17 protein-coding genes are annotated in these 17097 nt (G+C 57.7%); 7 read left to right on the top strand and 10 right to left on the bottom strand.

Going from position 1 to position 17097, the window contains the following annotated elements:
• Positions 1–293: 293 nt before the first annotated feature.
• Positions 294–542, top strand: a complete 249-nt coding sequence (locus SK50_RS07970) for a DUF1158 domain-containing protein (protein ID WP_003858875.1) — start codon at positions 294–296, stop codon at positions 540–542.
• Here the strand turns inward: SK50_RS07970 and SK50_RS07965 are convergent.
• On the bottom strand, positions 528–2096 hold the full coding sequence (locus SK50_RS07965; RefSeq protein ID WP_048229280.1) for an alpha/beta hydrolase-fold protein: 1569 nt from the start codon (positions 2094–2096) through the stop codon (positions 528–530). The two genes, SK50_RS07970 and SK50_RS07965, sit on opposite strands and share 15 nt — an antisense overlap.
• A 123-nt stretch (positions 2097–2219) precedes the next feature.
• Here SK50_RS07965 and SK50_RS07960 point away from each other — a divergent pair, with 123 nt between their 5' ends.
• Positions 2220–4364: a TonB-dependent siderophore receptor gene (locus SK50_RS07960; RefSeq protein ID WP_023303240.1), complete on the top strand. Its 2145-nt coding sequence runs from the start codon at positions 2220–2222 to the stop codon at positions 4362–4364.
• Between the two features lie 106 nt (positions 4365–4470).
• Here SK50_RS07960 and SK50_RS07955 read toward each other — a convergent pair whose 3' ends face one another.
• Entirely contained in the window at positions 4471–4812 is a 342-nt protein-coding gene (locus SK50_RS07955) for a RamA family antibiotic efflux transcriptional regulator (protein ID WP_003858880.1), read from the bottom strand.
• Between the two features lie 32 nt (positions 4813–4844).
• Positions 4845–5948 (bottom strand): RomA family MBL fold metallo-hydrolase, encoded by a 1104-nt coding sequence (locus SK50_RS07950; protein WP_045344572.1) that lies wholly within the window; start codon positions 5946–5948, stop codon positions 4845–4847.
• 191 nt (positions 5949–6139) lie between these two features.
• Here SK50_RS07950 and SK50_RS07945 point away from each other — a divergent pair, with 191 nt between their 5' ends.
• The 3 genes from SK50_RS07945 (at position 6140) to nfsB (ending at position 7862) form a co-directional block, all read left to right on the top strand.
• Complete coding sequence (locus SK50_RS07945; protein ID WP_003858882.1) at positions 6140–6730, top strand: TetR/AcrR family transcriptional regulator; 591 nt, start codon at positions 6140–6142, stop codon at positions 6728–6730.
• On the top strand, positions 6720–7088 hold the full coding sequence (locus SK50_RS07940; protein WP_048229278.1) for an MmcQ/YjbR family DNA-binding protein: 369 nt from the start codon (positions 6720–6722) through the stop codon (positions 7086–7088). Before SK50_RS07945 ends, SK50_RS07940 begins: the two co-directional genes overlap by 11 nt.
• A gap of 120 nt (positions 7089–7208) precedes the next feature.
• Positions 7209–7862, top strand: coding sequence for an oxygen-insensitive NAD(P)H nitroreductase (nfsB, locus tag SK50_RS07935; RefSeq protein WP_003858884.1), 654 nt, complete (start codon positions 7209–7211; stop codon positions 7860–7862).
• A gap of 36 nt (positions 7863–7898) precedes the next feature.
• On the opposite strand, the gene SK50_RS07930 is transcribed toward nfsB, so the two are convergent.
• From SK50_RS07930 to SK50_RS07920, 3 genes are all read right to left on the bottom strand, one after another.
• On the bottom strand, positions 7899–8186 hold the full coding sequence (locus SK50_RS07930; RefSeq protein ID WP_015571209.1) for a helix-turn-helix domain-containing protein: 288 nt from the start codon (positions 8184–8186) through the stop codon (positions 7899–7901).
• Positions 8167–8496 (bottom strand): type II toxin-antitoxin system RelE/ParE family toxin, encoded by a 330-nt coding sequence (locus SK50_RS07925; protein ID WP_017382553.1) that lies wholly within the window; start codon positions 8494–8496, stop codon positions 8167–8169. The genes SK50_RS07930 and SK50_RS07925 overlap by 20 nt, the downstream gene beginning before the upstream one ends.
• Positions 8497–8635: 139 nt before the next feature.
• Entirely contained in the window at positions 8636–9505 is an 870-nt protein-coding gene (locus SK50_RS07920; protein ID WP_017382554.1) for a helix-turn-helix transcriptional regulator, read from the bottom strand.
• A 107-nt stretch (positions 9506–9612) separates the two neighbouring features.
• Between SK50_RS07920 and SK50_RS07915 the strand changes: the two genes are divergently transcribed.
• Complete coding sequence (locus SK50_RS07915; RefSeq protein WP_045344574.1) at positions 9613–11049, top strand: MFS transporter; 1437 nt, start codon at positions 9613–9615, stop codon at positions 11047–11049.
• A 67-nt stretch (positions 11050–11116) separates the two neighbouring features.
• Positions 11117–12361 (top strand): mechanosensitive ion channel family protein, encoded by a 1245-nt coding sequence (locus SK50_RS07910; protein WP_015571212.1) that lies wholly within the window; start codon positions 11117–11119, stop codon positions 12359–12361.
• On the opposite strand, the gene SK50_RS07905 is transcribed toward SK50_RS07910, so the two are convergent.
• From SK50_RS07905 to SK50_RS07890, 4 genes are all read right to left on the bottom strand, one after another.
• Positions 12362–13333 (bottom strand): LacI family DNA-binding transcriptional regulator, encoded by a 972-nt coding sequence (locus SK50_RS07905; RefSeq protein WP_045344575.1) that lies wholly within the window; start codon positions 13331–13333, stop codon positions 12362–12364.
• 75 nt (positions 13334–13408) lie between these two features.
• Positions 13409–14551, bottom strand: coding sequence for a Gfo/Idh/MocA family protein (locus SK50_RS07900; RefSeq protein WP_045344576.1), 1143 nt, complete (start codon positions 14549–14551; stop codon positions 13409–13411).
• A complete protein-coding gene (locus SK50_RS07895; protein WP_017382558.1) occupies positions 14544–15569 on the bottom strand; it encodes a sugar phosphate isomerase/epimerase family protein in 1026 nt (341 codons plus the stop codon). Before SK50_RS07895 ends, SK50_RS07900 begins: the two co-directional genes overlap by 8 nt.
• A 15-nt stretch (positions 15570–15584) precedes the next feature.
• Positions 15585–16820: an MFS transporter gene (locus tag SK50_RS07890; protein WP_015571216.1), complete on the bottom strand. Its 1236-nt coding sequence runs from the start codon at positions 16818–16820 to the stop codon at positions 15585–15587.
• Positions 16821–17097: the final 277 nt, after the last annotated feature.

The following is a 17097-nucleotide window of genomic DNA, read 5'->3' as shown; positions in this document are numbered from 1 at the left end:
GCATGTTTGGTATTTATCGCGGACGGCGTCTGGCGTTATACATTGTCGCAGCCATTGTTATTGCGACGTTAATTGGATATAGCACCTATAGCTTTGTAAAATTATTTTCGTGAGAAAGACGTTTATTTACATAACGCGATATTAATTTAATCGCCCCGAAAATATTATCTATTTTCTGTTATTAATTCGCAGAATAACGGTGGCCTTTTACCCAATTTTGCCAGCGGGGATGATATTGCTTTACGTTTCAGGATGCCGGACAATGACATTTTTAACTGACGATTAACATTACGATGAAACACCCGTTAGAATCGCTGCTCACCGCAGGGGGCATTTTGCTGATGGCCCTGCTCTCCTGCCTGCTGTTACCCGCGCCGTCGCTGGGTCTGGTGCTGGCGCAGAAGCTGGTTCAGACCTTTCATATGGTCGATCTGAATCAGCTGTACACCATTCTGTTCTGTCTGTGGTTTTTGGTGCTCGGCGCCATCGAATTCTTTATCCTGCGTTTCATCTGGCGCCGCTGGTTTTCACTGGCGTCGTAAGCCAGTGAAATCGCGCATCCCGTGGATCAGCGCTTCACACCAGGCCGCGTAGTCGTGGCCGCTGGATGAGGGGTGGAAGCTGACGCGATAGCCTTTTTTCCTCAGCACCTGTTCAAAATCCTGCGTGGTGCGATAGATGCCGCCGCCCGGCCCCGTGGTTTCAAACTTCCCGGCCTGTAACCAGAAACGCACCGGATACGGTGGAGACTGTTGGTACTGGCGCGTCAGCCAGCCGGGAGCGTCACCTTCCGGCGCCCACCAGTAAGAACCGGAAAGGCTCAGCACGTTGCCAAACAGGCGCGGATAGCGCAGCGCCACCCATGAAGAGGCAATTCCCCCGTAGCTTGATCCTGCCAGTACGGTTTTCTGCCGCTGCATGCCGATGCCCTTCCCCCGCAGCCACGGCAGCAGCTCGTGCGCCATAAAGTCAGCAAAATCCGGGTTCGGCGGCAGCTCGTTGCCGCGACGGGCGTGATCGAGGCTGTCGATAAACACCACGTTAATCGGAGGCAGGTGATGTCGGGCAATCAGACCGTCCAGCACGTTGGCAAAATGGTATTCGTCCTGATAAACCTGTCCGTCGAAAAGGATGAGCGTCCAGCGTGCAGGCTGTGCGCCGCGCGGTTGGTAGATCATCACGTCGCGGGCATTGCCGAGGATGTTGCTGCTCAGCCTCTGGCGGCTCAACGTCCCGTGTAACAGCGGCTGTGCCGTAGCCCGAACGGAGCAGTAGCGCGCCGGGCTGAGATCGAGCAGAGAATAGCGATTCCAGCGATCGGTCTTCTGCTCCCCAAAGCTATTCGGGTTAAGCGGATCGGCCTGCGCGCTTACCAGGATGGCGCGGCGTTGATCGCGGGCAGAGCCTTCAACGATCGGCACATCGGGGGCGAGCTTGTACTGCATCACCGTATCAGCGGGGACCACGTAGCTGCGGAACCAGACGTCGCTGTTGCCCAGACAGAACAGCGGATCGTGATCCCCCGCCGGAGAGCCGAGAATGAAGACGTTATCCCGCGCGCCGCGCCACAGAAAGGTCACCCGCTTATGGCTCGCATCTACCGGCTCCACCATCGGCGTTCCCTGTCGACGCTGCGCCTGCCAGAACGCCTCGGTACTTCCACCGGCAGAAATGACGTTTGCCAGCGCCTTCAGCGTCGGGCTTTCTGGCGCCAGCATCTGCACGCGTGGTAACGGAGAGGTCTCTTTCATCCGCCACTGAAAACGCCACGGCTTGCCAGCTTCGCCGTGTAGCACCAGCGAGGTGTTCTGTTTCACCGGCAGGGCAAACAGCAGCGTGTGTTCCCCGTCCGCAGGACCGTTTTCGATCAGCGTGCGGATGCGACGGTTTTGCCCATCCAGCAGGCGCGCATCCGTCACGCCATGCAGCGTGGCGGAAACGTAATTTTCATCCAGCTCGGGCAGGGAGAAGCAGACTTCGCCGCTGGCATCAAACTTTCCCTGAACATCGCCCTGCCGGGACGACTGCTCGCACGTTGCCGCCACGGCGGGCAGCGCGCCGATCCCCAGCAGCAACCCACTCCATACCCTCTTCATTACCGCTTGTTCCCCAACGAAATTTGTTAACAACGCTAATGCAAATGGTAATAATTTGCAATATCATCAACGGCGTTTTACCGGTGTTTTTATGGCGATAGCAACCAAGGATGTTCAATAAAAATGTTTAAAAATAATAAGATAATGCAGCTCTGGCTGCTGAGTCTGGCGACGACCAGCGTCGCGGCTCAGGCAGAAACGAAAGAAGAAACGATTACGGTGACGCAGGGCGTGAGTGAAGAGCCCACTGCGCCCGTAAAAGGCATTGTGGCGACGAAAACGCTCTCCGCCACCAAGACCAGCGCGGAGATCGTGAAGACGCCGCAGTCGGTATCGGTGATCACCCGCGATCAGATGAACATGCAGGACGTCACCTCCGTTTCGCAGGCGCTGCGCTACTCGGCGGGCGTGTTTACCGAGTACCGGGGCTCGTCTAACCGTAACGACGAGGTGTTTGTGCGCGGCTTTAGCTACGTGCCGAAATTCCTCGACGGCTTAAGCTTTGGCGCAACGGCTTCCTCACAGACGGGCACAGTTGACCCGTGGCTGCTGGAGCGCGTGGAGCTGGTGCGCGGCCCGGCGTCGGTGCTGTTTGGACAGGTGAATCCGGGCGGGTTAATCAGTATGACCAGCAAGCGCCCGACGGCGGAGGCCATTCACAACGTGCAGTTCCGCACCGGCAATAACGATCTCGCCGAAGGTGCGTTTGATTTCGGCGGCAAGCTGAGCGACGACGGCCGCGTGCTGTATCGCGTGAACGGTATCGCCCGTACGCAGCATAATCAGGTGGACGATTATAAAGAGACGCGGATGGCGATCGCCCCGGCGATCACCTGGTACCCGAACGATCAGACCCGCTTTACGCTGCTGACCAGCTACCAGAAAGATCCGGATGCCGGATACCGCAACTTCCTGCCCGCGTATGGCACGGTGAAAAGTGCCGACGGGAAGTACATCCCGCGCGACTTTAACGTCAGCGATCCGAATTACAATCAATCCTGGCGCGAGCAGACGATGATTGGCTACGAGCTGGAACACCAGTTCGCCGACAACCTCACCTTCCGCCAGAACGCCCGTTACGCCACCATCAAGCAGAAATATCGTTATCTGGTTTACGCCAACAGCGCGGCCAACAGCACGGTGTTGACCCGTCGCGCCCAGCGTGAAGAGCGCACGACCAACGAATTTGGCCTTGATAACCAGCTGGAATATCTGCTGGAGACCGGAAGCGTCAACCACACCCTGCTCGGCGGGTTTGATTACAAGACCAGTAAGGATAAACAGCTGCTGGCGCGCGGGAGCGGCTCACAGTATGACCTCGACTGGACAAACCCGGTTTACGGCGTGAACGTGGATGAAAGTACCTTCAAAACGGCCACCGACGAGCAGCAAAATCTCGACCAGATGGGCCTGTATCTTCAGGATCAGATGAGCTGGAACAACTGGGAGTGGCTGGTTTCCGGGCGCTACGACTGGAGCGAAGTGCGTACTAACGACTACACCGACAACAGCTTTACGCAGCAGAACGACAGCAAATTTACCTGGCGCACTGGCCTGCTGTACGCGTTTGATTCTGGCCTGTCGCCGTACATCAGCTACAGCACCTCGTTTGAACCGAACCTGCAAACCAACCGTGCGCCGGGCGTTGCGCCATTCAGGCCTACTACCGGGGAGCAGACCGAGATTGGCGTGAAATATCAGCCGGTCGACACCACGCTGATGACCCTGGCGCTGTACGATTTGACTCAGGACAACGTCGCGACCTATAACAGCGCTGAAGGCTGGTTCGAAAATGCGGGCAAGGTGCGTTCGAAAGGCGCTGAAGCGGAAATCCACGCCACGCTGATGGATAACATCAACCTGATTGGCTCCTACACTTACACCGATGCAAAAACCGAAAGCACCACGGTGGCGGGAACTGAAGGCAAAACGCCTGCGCGCATTCCAGCGCATATGGCATCGGCGTTCGCCAGCTATACCGTTCCGGGCGGAGCGCTGAAGAGCCTGACCGCTGGCGTGGGGATGCGCTACATCGGCACCAGCTACGGCGATGCGAAGAACACCTTCAAGGTGCCATCGGTGGATCTGTATGACGCGATGCTGCGCTACGATCTGGGCGAGATGAACCGCAGCCTGAAAGGGGCAAGCGTGCAGTTCAACGTCAATAACGTGGCAGACACGAAGTATGTGGCGTCATGCGCAAGCGATACGGCGTGCTTCTACGGGATTGGCCGGACGGTGACGGCGACGGTGAATTACAGCTGGTAAGCATGGTGCTGTCTGATCCCCTCACCCCGGCCCTCTCCCCAAAGGGGCGAGGGTGTAATCGTCCCCTCTCCCCTTTGGGGAGAGGGTTAGGGTGAGGGGATGTTTTTCAGTGCGCCCGACCGTGGTTTTCTTTGCGATACGCCCCGGGCGGCTGGTTGAAGGTGCGGGTAAAGATGCGGGTAAACGTCTGCTGCGAGTCAAACCCGTAGCGCAGGCAGATATCGTACACGCGCTCGTCTGACTCACGCAGATCGCGCGCCGCCATCAGCAGCTTGCGTTCGCGGATGTAGCGCCCCAGACTTTCGCCTTTGTACTGCATAAACAGCCGCTGTAAATGCCATTTTGAGTAACCCGCATGGCGGGCAATCTCTTCGATGCGTAACGGCTGGTGTAGATTGTCATCAATCCATTCGACAATCGTATCAATGACCTGAGCGGAAATCGTCATACTGCTCTCCCCCTCTGCTTCTCGCTTAAACATTATTCCCACCACTCGCGAAATTGTTGCGTGATATCACTCACCCGCACGGGCTCGCCCAGCTCCGGCGTCAGCAGCCGGTAGTTTTTATCCTTACTGGCTTTCGCCAGCTGGATCAGTGGATCGTTCCAGGTATGTTTCGCCAGCACAAAACGCCCGTTATGTCCCGGTACGACCGCTTTGGCATTGAGATCTGCCGAGGCCTGCGCCGTTTCTGCCGGGTGCATATGGATGTACTTCCAGTCCTGGTCGTACTGGCCGTTTTCCATGATGGCTAAGTCAACTCCGCCAAACTGCTCGCCAATCGCTTTGAAGTGCGGGCCGTAACCGGAGTCTCCGCTGTAGTAGACCTTTCGCTCTGGGGTGACAAACATAAAGCTGCCCCACAGGGTCTGGTTACGCTTAATGCCGCGCCCGGAAAAATGGCGCGCCGGCAGAACGTGCACCGTCAGCGTATCGCTGATATGCACCGACTGGTTCCAGTCCCGCTCGTCGATAATCTCAGGGTTCATCCCCCAGTAGCGCAGATGCGACCCCACGCCCAGCGGGGTGACCACGCGCTTAACCTTCGGCAGCAGCGCCTTGATGGTGGCGTAATCCAGATGGTCATAGTGATCGTGGGAGATAATCAGCAGGTCGATCTCCGGCATGCTCTCCGCACGCCACGGGTACTCCCCCGCAAACGCTTTATTGAGGAAGGAGAACGGTGCGGCGTAGCTACTCAGAACCGGATCGATCAGGATGCGTTTCCCCGCCAGCTGCATATACCAGGAGGAGTGGCCGAGCCACACCAGCGTGTCCTGTTCAGGCGACAGGCTCGCCAGATCGGTTTTCACCAGCGGCAGCGGCTGCGCAGGACGGGCGTTTTCGGTTTTACGGGTAAGGAACTGCCACCACGCCACCAGCATATTTTGTTGCCCGGTAAAGCCCGGCGTAGGGAGCGTGTTATGGAATTGCCCGTCGCGATAGTGCGGAGAGGCTTCCACTTCAGAGAGCTGCGCACCCTGCGGTGGCTGGCCAAATCCGGCATTCAGTACAAACGGTAAACTGGCAGCTGAAGCAATAATCATGACTAACACCACGCAGATGAATAGAGGCTTTTTCATTTCCTGACCCGCCTACGCGCCCCATCCGATGGTTTGCGCGGGTGACACTTGAATATGAGTGAGTAAGCACTCATTATAGATAGGATGATTACGCCGTCAAGAAGGTTTTCGTTCTTTGACATTCCGCGTTGCAGCGTATCAAGGCTCGTGTTTCAATCAGGGCTTTTACAATTGACGGGAGGAAAAATTTAGTGGCACGTCCGAAGAGTGAAGATAAAAAACAGGCCTTACTGGAAGCAGCAACGGCTGCGTTTGCGCAGTCAGGTATTGCCGCCTCAACGGCGTTAATTGCCCGTAATGCGGGCGTCGCTGAAGGGACACTGTTTCGCTACTTTGCTACCAAAGACGATCTGCTGAATGCCCTCTACCTGCATCTGAAGCAGGATCTCTGCCAGACCATGCTGGCGAATCTCGATCGCACCATCACCGAGCCAAAAGAGCATACCCGCAATATCTGGAACAGCTATGTAGACTGGGGCATTCGTAACCCCCTGGCGCATGCGGCTATCCGCCAGATTGGCGTCAGTGAAAAGCTGAACGCCGAAACCGAGCAGGCGGTGAAAGACATGTTCCCGGAACTGCATGAACTGTGTCGTCGTTCGATCCGCCCGGTGTTTATGTCTGACGAGTTTAAGACCTTCGGTGATGCAATGTTCTTATCGCTGGCTGAAACCACCATGGAGTTTGCCGCGCGCGATCCGTCCCGTGCCGTCGATTTTAAAGCGCTGGGCTTTGAAGCCATGTGGCGCGGGCTTGCTGAGGAAGATAACCATGGACAGTAGATCCTTGCAGGAACATGCCAGACGCGTCGCGCTGGAGATGCCTTTTACCGAACATTGCTGGCCGTTTGGCCCGGAGTATGACGTGTTTAAGGTGGGCGGGGAAATTTTTATGCTGATGGCGACCGCACACGGTCGGGCCCACGTCAGCCTGAAATCCGATCCGGAAAAATCGCTGCTCAATCAGCAGATCTACCGTGGCGTGGAGCCCGGTTACCATCTGAATAAAAAACACTGGATCTCACTTTATGGCACGGACGACATCACGCCTGAACTGGTCACCGACCTGATTACGGATTCGTGGAATCTGGTCGTTGATAAACTGCCGAAAAAAGATCAGAAGTGGATTCGGCCAGCCTGATTGTTCGTCTGAGACGAACAGAATAAGCGCTCGAATCGCACTTATCTTTTCCCGCTTCGCGCGGTAATCTGCTTTCCTTTCACGCCCGCCCGCGGGCGAATTTCATCACCAGGAGTTGTTATGGATATTATTTCTGTCGCCCTGAAACGCCACTCTACCAAGGCGTTCGACCCAGCCAAAAAACTGACCGCAGAAGAAGCGGAAAAAATCAAAACGCTGCTGCAATACAGCCCGTCCAGCACCAACTCCCAGCCGTGGCACTTTATTGTTGCCAGCACTGAAGAGGGTAAAGCGCGCGTGGCAAAATCCGCGGCGGGCACCTATGTGTTTAACGAACGCAAAATGCTGGATGCCTCTCACGTGGTGGTGTTCTGCGCGAAAACCGCGATGGACGATGCCTGGCTTGAGCGCGTTGTCGATCAGGAAGAGGCTGACGGCCGTTTCGCCACGCCAGAAGCAAAAGCCGCGAACCACAAAGGCCGCTGCTATTTTGCCGACATGCACCGCGTGGATCTGAAAGATGACGACCAGTGGATGGCGAAGCAGGTTTACCTGAACGTCGGCAACTTCCTGCTGGGCGTGGCCGCTATGGGCCTGGATGCGGTACCCATCGAAGGGTTTGACGCCGCGATCCTCGACGAAGAGTTTGGCCTGAAAGAGAAAGGCTTCACCAGCCTGGTGGTGGTCCCGGTCGGGCATCACAGCGTGGAAGATTTCAACGCCACGCTGCCGAAATCTCGCCTGCCGCTGAGCACGATTGTGACTGAATGCTAAGCGCTTCTGGCACGCCGGCTATCGGCGTGCCCGTTTTCAGTAAAGCGTTATCTGCGGATGCTTTACCCCGCACACCAGCGCATAACGCGTTAATGTATCGAGACTCGCCCGGGTAATATTTGCTTCCATTCGTGATACCGTCGGGGCGCTGACGCCCATCCGCTCCGCCACCTGGGCGCGCGTCAGACCAGCATGATTGCGCCATTGCGCCAGCATCTCCCGCAGACGCTCCTTGCGCTCTTCTGCATCAAAGGAAGCCTGAACTTCTGAATCGCTTAACAGTTCAGCTCTGAGTTCGTCCCAGTCAATAATCTTTTTGCTCATCCAACATCTCCTGTTGTCGTTTCAGTGCCAGACGGAGTTCAGCAGAGGGCGTTTTTTGCGTCTTCTTGATAAACACCCGCAGCAGAAAAATGGTTCTTTCCCGCTGATAAACGTAGATCCCACGAGTATGGATCAGCCCGACGGTTCGGATTTCGAACAAACCATTGGGTAAGGGTTTGCTGTCAGGTTCACGCAATACTGTCGGGTTGTTGCGTAATTTATCAAGCTGGCGAATCAGCTTCGCCTGTACTCCCGCAGGCAATGAGAGGATCTCCTCCCTGACTGCCGCATGAACGATAAGTCTGAACACTGTATTTCATCCCTGATAATATTAGCATGTAAGGCAATTTGCATTAAAGGCTAATTTTGCCTTTCGTGATTCACCTTACCAGCTTATTCCAGGCAGGACCGGATCCGCGTTGATTCCCTGAAAGCCCCTCGCAAAAAACTTATTTCCCCTGCTCCGCCAGCCACGCCATCGCCCTCTCCCCTGCCTCATCCACGGGTAAATAGACCAGCAGCCGCGATCCGTTTCGCGGCGCAGAGTACCAGTACATCTGCTGGAGATGAAAATCCCCCAGCTCGGGATGGGTGAACAGCTTGAGCTGGTTCTCCACGCCGCGCACGTCGTTACGCTGGTGCCACAGGGTTTTAAACTCTTCGGACACCGCAAAAAAACGCGCCAGCTTCGCTTCCCAGAGCGGGTCGCCACGGTGCTCAGCCATGGCCGCGCGGAAGTAGGAGACGAAAATCGGCAGCACGTCGTCACGTTTGCCGAGCCGCGCGCGCCACGCCGGATGGGTGAGGAACAGGTAAATACAGTTGCGATCTTCCGGCGGGATGGCGTTGAAATCGACGCCCATCAGGTGGCCGAAGCTGTCGTTCCACGCCACGATATCGAAATTCGGTTTCTGAATACTGGCAGGTTTCGGCATCAGGGTATCCAGCAGGCGACGCGTGCCTTCGCTGATCCCCTCGCAGCACACCGCCTGCGGGGCTTCGCCCGGCGGCAAACCGGCGAGCACAAAAAGATGCCGGGCTTCGGTCGGGGTGCATTGCAGCGCTTTTGCGATGGCGGCCATCACCGCGCTGGACGGATTGACGTCCCGGCCCTGTTCCAGCCAGGTGTACCAGGTCACGCCGACATCCGCGAGCATCGCCACCTCCTCCCGGCGCAGGCCCGGCGTGCGGCGGCGGCCGCTGCGCGGTAAGCCGAGCCGCTGCGGATCGAGGCTTTCGCGCCGGGCACGCAAAAACGCGCCCAGCTGCTTGCGGGTGTCATCCTGAAGAGAGGTGACAGGTTCAGACATCAGCGCCATAACATCTCCTGCATGGTAGTGTCAGTACCAGTATAAGCAAGAACTGGTACCCGTTTATTAGATGGTTGATGCTACGACTCTACGCTGTTTGACGCAATGGAGTCACCATGAATACGTCAGTTGTTTCACCGGGTCGTGCGGGCCTGATATTGCTGTTAACCGGCCAGATGCTGCCGCTGATTGATACCTCAATCACCAACGTGGCGCTGGATTCCATCACCCATTCGTTACACGCCACCGCCACCGAACTGGAGCTGATCGTCGCCCTCTACGGCGTGGCCTTTGCCGTCTGCCTGGCCCCCGGCAGCAAGCTGGGCGATAACCTTGGCCGCCGTCGCCTGTTTATGTGGGGCGTGGCGTGTTTTGGCCTGGCCTCACTGCTGTGCGGCATGGCGGGAAATATCGAACAGTTGCTTGGCGCGCGCATTATGCAGGGTGCAGGCGCCGCGCTGATCATGCCGCAAATTCTCGCGACGTTGCATGTGACGTTAAAAGGAACGGCACACGCCAGAGCGATCAGCCTGTTCGGGGGTATCGGCGGAATTGCGTTTATCGTCGGCCAGATGGGTGGCGGCTGGCTGGTGTCGGCGGACATCGCCGGGCTGGGCTGGCGCAACGCCTTCTTTATCAACGTGCCGATTTGTCTGGTGGTGCTGGCGCTGAGCCGTCGCTACGTGCCGGAAACCCGCCGCGACACGCCGTCGCGCATTGACTGGACCGGGACTGTCCTGCTGACGGCAATACTGTGCTGTCTGCTGTTCCCGATGGCGCTCGGCCCGCAGTGGCACTGGTCGTGGCCGCTGAAGGCCGCACTGCTGGCGATTGTGCCGCTGGGCTGTTTGATGGTGCTGAACGCGCGCAAAAAAGAGCGTGAGAATGCCCACCCGCTCATCGCGCCGCGCCTGTTACAGCTGCGCAGCATCCGCTTTGGCGTGCTGATCGGGATACTCTTTTTCAGCGTCTGGTCCGGGTTCATGTTCTGTATGGCGCTGACCATGCAAAGCGGTCTGGGGATGGCGCCGTGGCAGTCCGGGAACAGCTTTATCGCGCTTGGCGTCACCTATTTTATTTCTGCCTGGTTCGCCCCACGCCTGATTGCCCGCTACAGCACCAGCGCCATCCTGCTGACCGGGCTTGCGATTCAGCTTGTCGGCCTGGTGGCGCTGATCGCCACGTTCCGTCACTGGGGAATGCAGAATACCGCGCTGACGCTGGCCCCAGCCACCGGGCTGGTGGGTTACGGGCAGGCGCTGATTGTAAACAGCTTCTACCGTATCGGGATGCGCGATATTCAGCCTGACGACGCGGGGGCCGCGAGCGCGATTTTAAGCACGCTGCAACAGGCTGCGCTGGGGCTTGGCCCGGCCATTTTCGGCGCGATTTTGCTGCACGGGCTGCAAAATCATCACGGAGATTATACCCAGGCGGTCAACGTCTTCCTGATGGTGGAAACGGCCATGATGGTGGTGCTGGCGCTGGTCACGCTGCGTATGCGTCATCGTCTGTGTTTACCGGTCGTCAAGGCCTGTCCGGCGACAAAATAAAACTGCCTGAATTTGCATAATAGATCCGCAGCCGCCATTATGGGGCTGCATCAATACAGGAGACGTTATGCAGGAATTAATTGCTCAGGTTGAAGAGTTAGGGATTGAAATTAATCACACCACCTCTTTAGTGATTATCTTTGGTATTATTTTTCTTACGGCCATTATCGTTCATTTTATTCTGCACAAAGTGGTGCTGCGCGCATTCGAGAAACGCGCCCAGGCCAGCAGTCATTTATGGTTGCAGATCATTACGCAGAACAAATTATTTCACCGTCTGGCGTTTACCCTCCAGGGGATAATCGTCAACGTTCAGGCGGTTCTGTGGCTGCAAAAAGGCAGCGAAGCGGCGGAATTACTCACCACCTGCGCGAAATTGTGGGTGATGGTTTATGCCCTGCTCTCCTTCTTCTCGTTGCTGGACGTGATTTTCAATCTGTCGCAGAAAATGGCTACCGCCTCGCAGCTGCCGCTGAAGGGGATATTCCAGGGCGTTAAGCTGGTGAGTGCCATTCTGGTGGGGATACTGATTATCTCCCTGCTGATCGGTCAGTCACCCGCCATTCTGATAAGCGGCCTGGGTGCGATGGCTGCCGTTCTGATGCTGGTCTTTAAAGACCCGATACTGGGCTTAGTGGCGGGCATTCAGCTCTCCGCCAACGACATGCTCAAGCTCGGCGACTGGCTGGAGATGCCGAAGTACGGCGCCAACGGCACGGTGACCGACATCGGCCTGACCACCGTTAAAGTGCGCAACTTCGATAACACCATCACCACCATCCCGACCTGGGCGCTGGTGTCCGATGCGTTCATCAACTGGAGCGGCATGTCCGCCTCCGGTGGTCGCCGCATCAAGCGTAGCCTGAATATCGATACCACCAGCATTCATTTCCTCGACGAGCAGGAGCAGCAGAAACTGATTCAGGCGAAACTGCTGAAGCCGTATCTGGCGGCGCGTCATGAGGAAATTAACCTGTGGAATCAGCAGAACGGCGAAGGGGAATCGGTATTAAACCTGCGCAAGATGACCAATATCGGCACCTTCCGTGCCTACCTGAATGAATATCTGCGTAACCACCCGCGCATTCGCAAAGATATGACGCTGATGGTGCGCCAGCTCGCGCCGGATGCCAACGGGCTGCCGATTGAAATATATGCCTTTACCAACACGGTGATCTGGGCGGAATACGAAGATATTCAGGCCGACATCTTCGATCATATTTTCGCGGTGGTAGATGAATTTGGCCTGCGTATTCACCAGTCGCCAACCGGAAACGATATTCGCTCGCTGGCTGGCGTCATCGCCAGATAATCAGGCGCTGGCGCGGGAAATAAAGCGCCAGTCCATCATGACCCTTTCCGTGGGCGCATCCGGGTTGTCGATTTTGTTCAGTAACAGATCGACCGCCTTGCGCCCGATATCCCGCGACGGCTGTTCAATGGTGGTGAGTGAAATCATCTCCGCCAGCTCAGTGCCGTCAAAGCCGACCACCGCGATATCTTCTGGCACCCGCAGCCCTGCCTGCTGTATGGCGCGCAGCGCCCCCGCCGCCAGCGTATCGGAAACGGCAAATACCGCATCCGGCGGGTTTGCTTTTAACAGGTTTTGCATCGCCGCCATGCCCGCACCAGAGCTGAGCTCACTGGCGTACTCCACCGCCTGATAGTCCAGATCCCGCAGGTGTATGACGCTCTTATAGCCGCGCTCGCGCAGACGGGCATATTTGTAGCTGAGGTCGTGGTTGATGAGCGCAATGCGTTTGCGTCCCCCGTCGGCAAGCTGGCTGACAACGTGCTGGGAGGCATCAACATCATTAATCCCCACGCAGGAGACCGCGCCCGCATCGGCGTATTCAGCGCACTGCACCCACGGCGCGTTGCCAATCAGCGCGGCCAGCTCCGGCAGTTTCGAGAATGCATCCATGGTGATAATGCCGTCGACGATTTTGCCGGAGAGCAGGCTTAAGCCCGAGCGGGAGCGCTCAATATCCGAGCCGGAGTTGCACAGCAGAATGCGATAGCCGTTCTTTTCTGCCTCGGCTTCAATGCCCTTCACCACTTCGGCGCAGAACGGGTTGGCGATGTTCGAGACCATCACCAGGATCATATAGCTGCGGGCAGTGCGCAGCTGACGCGCCAGCAGATTGGGCTGATAGTTACTCTCCTGGATCGCCTGCAAAACGCGCTCGCGGTTTTTCGCCTTCACGGTATCGCTGTTATTCAGTACGCGGGAGACCGTTGCCACGGATACCCCGGCCAGTTGAGCGATTTTCTGAATTGACATAGCGACGATACATCCTGCGGTTAGCGTTTTGTGCAGGCTACCATAAATTGATTGCCCGGCGAACCGGGCAATGCGTCAGTATTCCACGCGCACCCAGCGCTGCTGCTGATGACTTTTCATAATCGCATCAATGATATACATCACACAGGTGCCATCGTGGAAGGTGGCAAACTGCGGATTATCCGGCATCGCGCCCGCCTGCACGGCACGGTAAAACTGCGCCATCATATTTTTAAAGGCATCCGGCCAGCCTTCAATGTGCCCGCCGGGGAAGTGGGCGCTGTCGGCCACGTCACGGTTCATCAGGCCCGGATCGTCGCAGAGTATCTGGTTTGCCCTGGCGCGATGGCCGACCCACAGCTGCTGCGGGATTTCCTGATCCCACGCCACCGACTGCTCACTGCCGTTAATTTCAAAGGTCAGGCGATTTTTTCGCCCCGCGCTCACCTGCGAGACGCTAAAGCTGCCCTTGCTGCCGTCGTCAAAGCGGAACAGCACCGAGCCAAAGTCTTCGGTGGTGACCGGTTTGTCTTCATACTCCGCCTGCTCGTCATGGGAGAAGGTCTGATGACCGCCCGCGCTGGCCTTGCGCGTTGGCCAGACGGTGGATAAATCAGCCATCACCCCGGTAATACGCCTGCCGGTCACATACTGTACCGTATCGCACCAGTGGGAGCCGATATCCGCCACCGCCCGCGACGCGCCGCCGAGCGCGGCATCCACCCGCCAGTTGTAGTCGGTTTCCAGCAGCATCCAGTCCTGTAAATAGCTGCCGTGCGAGGCAAACAGCCGCCCGAGGCTGCCCGCACGCATCATGCTCGCCGCCTGGCGCACCATCGCAAACTGGCGATAGACAAAACTCACGCCATGCACCACGCCTGCCTGCTCCGCCAGCGCCACCAGCTCACGCGCCTCGTCCGGCGTCATGCACAGCGGCTTTTCGGAAAACACGTGCTTGCCCGCACGCAGGATCTGGCGGTTAATCTCCGCGTGAAGGTGGTTCGGCGTGCAGTTGTGCACCGCGTGCAGATTAGGGAGCGCGAGCAGTTCCTCCACGCTGGCACAGGCGTGCGGCACATTGAGCTGGTGCGCCTTTTCCTGCGCCTTAACGAGCGAGCCGTCACAGAGCGCGACCACCTGCACAAACCCGAGACGCCTGAGCGCCTCGATATGCGCCGGGCCAATAAACCCGCTGCCGATAATCCCGACGTTAATCATGGCTGCCCCCTGCGGCGAAATCATCAAACGCCCGTCCGGAAACCGGGATGATATGACGGCGGATAAATTCACTGCCCTCACTCGCGCCGGTATCGCCATCCTTCAGGCAGCACTCCCACTCCAGCACCGCCCAGCCGTCGTAGTCGTACTGGGTCAGCTTGCTGAAAATGCCCTTAAAGTCGATCTGTCCGTCGCCGGGCGAGCGGAAGCGTCCGGCGCGGTTGATCCACGGCTGGTAGCCGCCGTAGACGCCGCTGCGCCCGCTGGGGCGGAACTCGGCGTCCTTCACGTGGAACGCTTTAATGCGCGCATGGTAGATATCAATAAAGGTCAGATAGTCCATCTGCTGGAGCAGCATATGGCTTGGATCGTAGAGAATATTACAGCGCGGATGGTTATCGACCAGCGCCAGAAAACGCTCGAAGGTGACGCCGTCGTGCAGATCTTCCCCCGGATGCAGCTCAAAGCAGACGTCCACGCCCTGCTCGTCGAAGGTATCCAGAATCGGCCGCCAGCGGGCTGCCAGCTCCCCGAATGCATCCTGAAAACGCTGCTCGTTGTGCGGCGGCCACGGGTAGAAAAACGGCCAGGCCAGCGATCCGGAGAAGGTGGCGTGTGCTTTCAGGCCTAATCGGGCCGAGGCGACCGCCGCCTGCTTCAGCTTTTCCGTCGCCCACGCCTGACGCGCCGCCTCGTTACCCCGCACGGAAGCAGGGGCGAAGTGGTCAAACGCCTCGCTGTAAACCGGGTTTACCGCAACAAGCTGCCCTTCCAGATGGGTCGACAGCTCGCTGATGACCAGCCCATGCGCGGCCAGCCTGGCGGTGATGTCGTCGCAGTAGGCCTGACTCTCTGCGGCTTTCTCCACATCAAAGATATGCGGATGGTTGCAGGGGATCTGCACCGCTTTGTAACCCTTCCCCGCCGCCCATCCAGCCAGCCCGTCGAGCGTGTTGAAGGGCGCTTCCCCGCCAATAAACTGCGACAGAAAAATGCCCGGTCCTTTCATTGTCCTCATACTACCTCCTGAACGTTACGCCTTGTCATCGTCATACTTAAACGTGAGAAGGAAAATCAGCGCGATCGCCGCGGCAGCCACCGCCGGGATCCACCAGAATGTGACCCACGCCTGCGGCACGGTCTGCCCTGCCACCAGACGGTTGTAGAGCGCGCCGGAAATCTGCGAGCCGAGCAGCATGCCGATGCCGTAGGTGAACATCACGATCATGCTCTGCGCCTGGCCTTTGACCTTTTCGCCCGCCACGCGGTCGGTGTAGATAAAGCCAACGACAAAGAAGAAATCGTAGCAGACGCCGTGGAGCAGAATGCCGAGATACAGCAGAATGCGCCCCTCCTCGCTGACGCCCAGCGCGAACATGGCATAACGCACGAACCACGCCAGCATGCCGATCAGCAGCATATATTTCACGCCCAGGCGGCGGAACAGCAGAGGAATAACCAGCATGAAGACGATCTCAGACATCTGCCCGAAGGACATGGCGGTGCTGACGTCGGCAATGCCGGCATCCGCCAGATACGAGGCGGTGTAGGCGTAATAGGTGCCGAGCGGGACGGAGATCAGCATCGCGCAGACGGAGAAGACGAAGAAGTGGCGGGTTTTGAGCAGCGCGAAGGCGTCCGCGCAGAAGAGATCCCGCACCTTTACCGGCAGGCCTTTCGCCGGGGCGGGCGTATGCGGCAGCGTCAGGCTGTAGATCGCCAGCAACACGGAGCTGACCGCCGCCACCTGGAAGATGGTGACGCTGGACGCCACGCCGGTGACGCCGATGAAAATGCCCGCCGCGATCCAGCCGATGGTGCCGAACACGCGCACTACCGGGAAGGTTTTATCCACGTTCGCCAGACTGTGAAACGCAATGTTGTTGGTCAGCGCCAGCGTCGGCATATAGCAGAGCGTATAGCCAAACAGCAGGCCAATCAGCAGCGCGCCGTTCTCAGCAATCAACGCCCCCGGCACGAACCAGAGGATCGCCGCGCCCGCGAGGTGCATCACCGCCATCACCTTCTGCGAGGCGAAGAAGCGGTCCACCAGCATCCCGAGCACGAACGGCGAAAGAATGGAAGCGATGGGTCCGGCAGAGAACGCGTCGCCAATCAGCAAAGACATGTTGTGCCGGGTCATCACCAGGCCAAGCGTGACCGACCAGCTACCCCAGATAAAAAATTGCAGAAACATCATCAGCGACAGACGCGGCACCAGCAGCCGGTGCTGCGTTATCGCCTTTTCACTACTCTCAGTTGACACCATGATAAGCCTCACCCGGAAAAAGTAATCGATTACAAATTCGTTCAAATGAAAAGTAATCGATTACAAAACAAAGATCCTCTGGATCAAAACAGAATTGGGAGGGGAGTCACGATAACGGTGAAGGGGAGGTGCCGGGTGACGGCTGCGCCTTACCCGGCCTACTAAATAACGTCCCCGAACATGTAGGCCCGGTAAGCGCAGCGCCACCGGGCGTGAAGGCGGGTGCGGTCTGGTTTGGTGCGGTCTGGTGCCCTCACCCCGGCCCTCTCCCACAGGG

Origin of the sequence: Enterobacter sp. BWH64 (assembly GCF_001037645.1) — a bacterium.
In the GTDB taxonomy this organism is placed as follows: Bacteria; Pseudomonadota; Gammaproteobacteria; order Enterobacterales; family Enterobacteriaceae; genus Enterobacter; species Enterobacter hormaechei_C.
The sequence above is the reverse complement of the archived record's forward strand: the minus strand, read 5'-3'. Positions and strand labels throughout refer to the sequence as shown.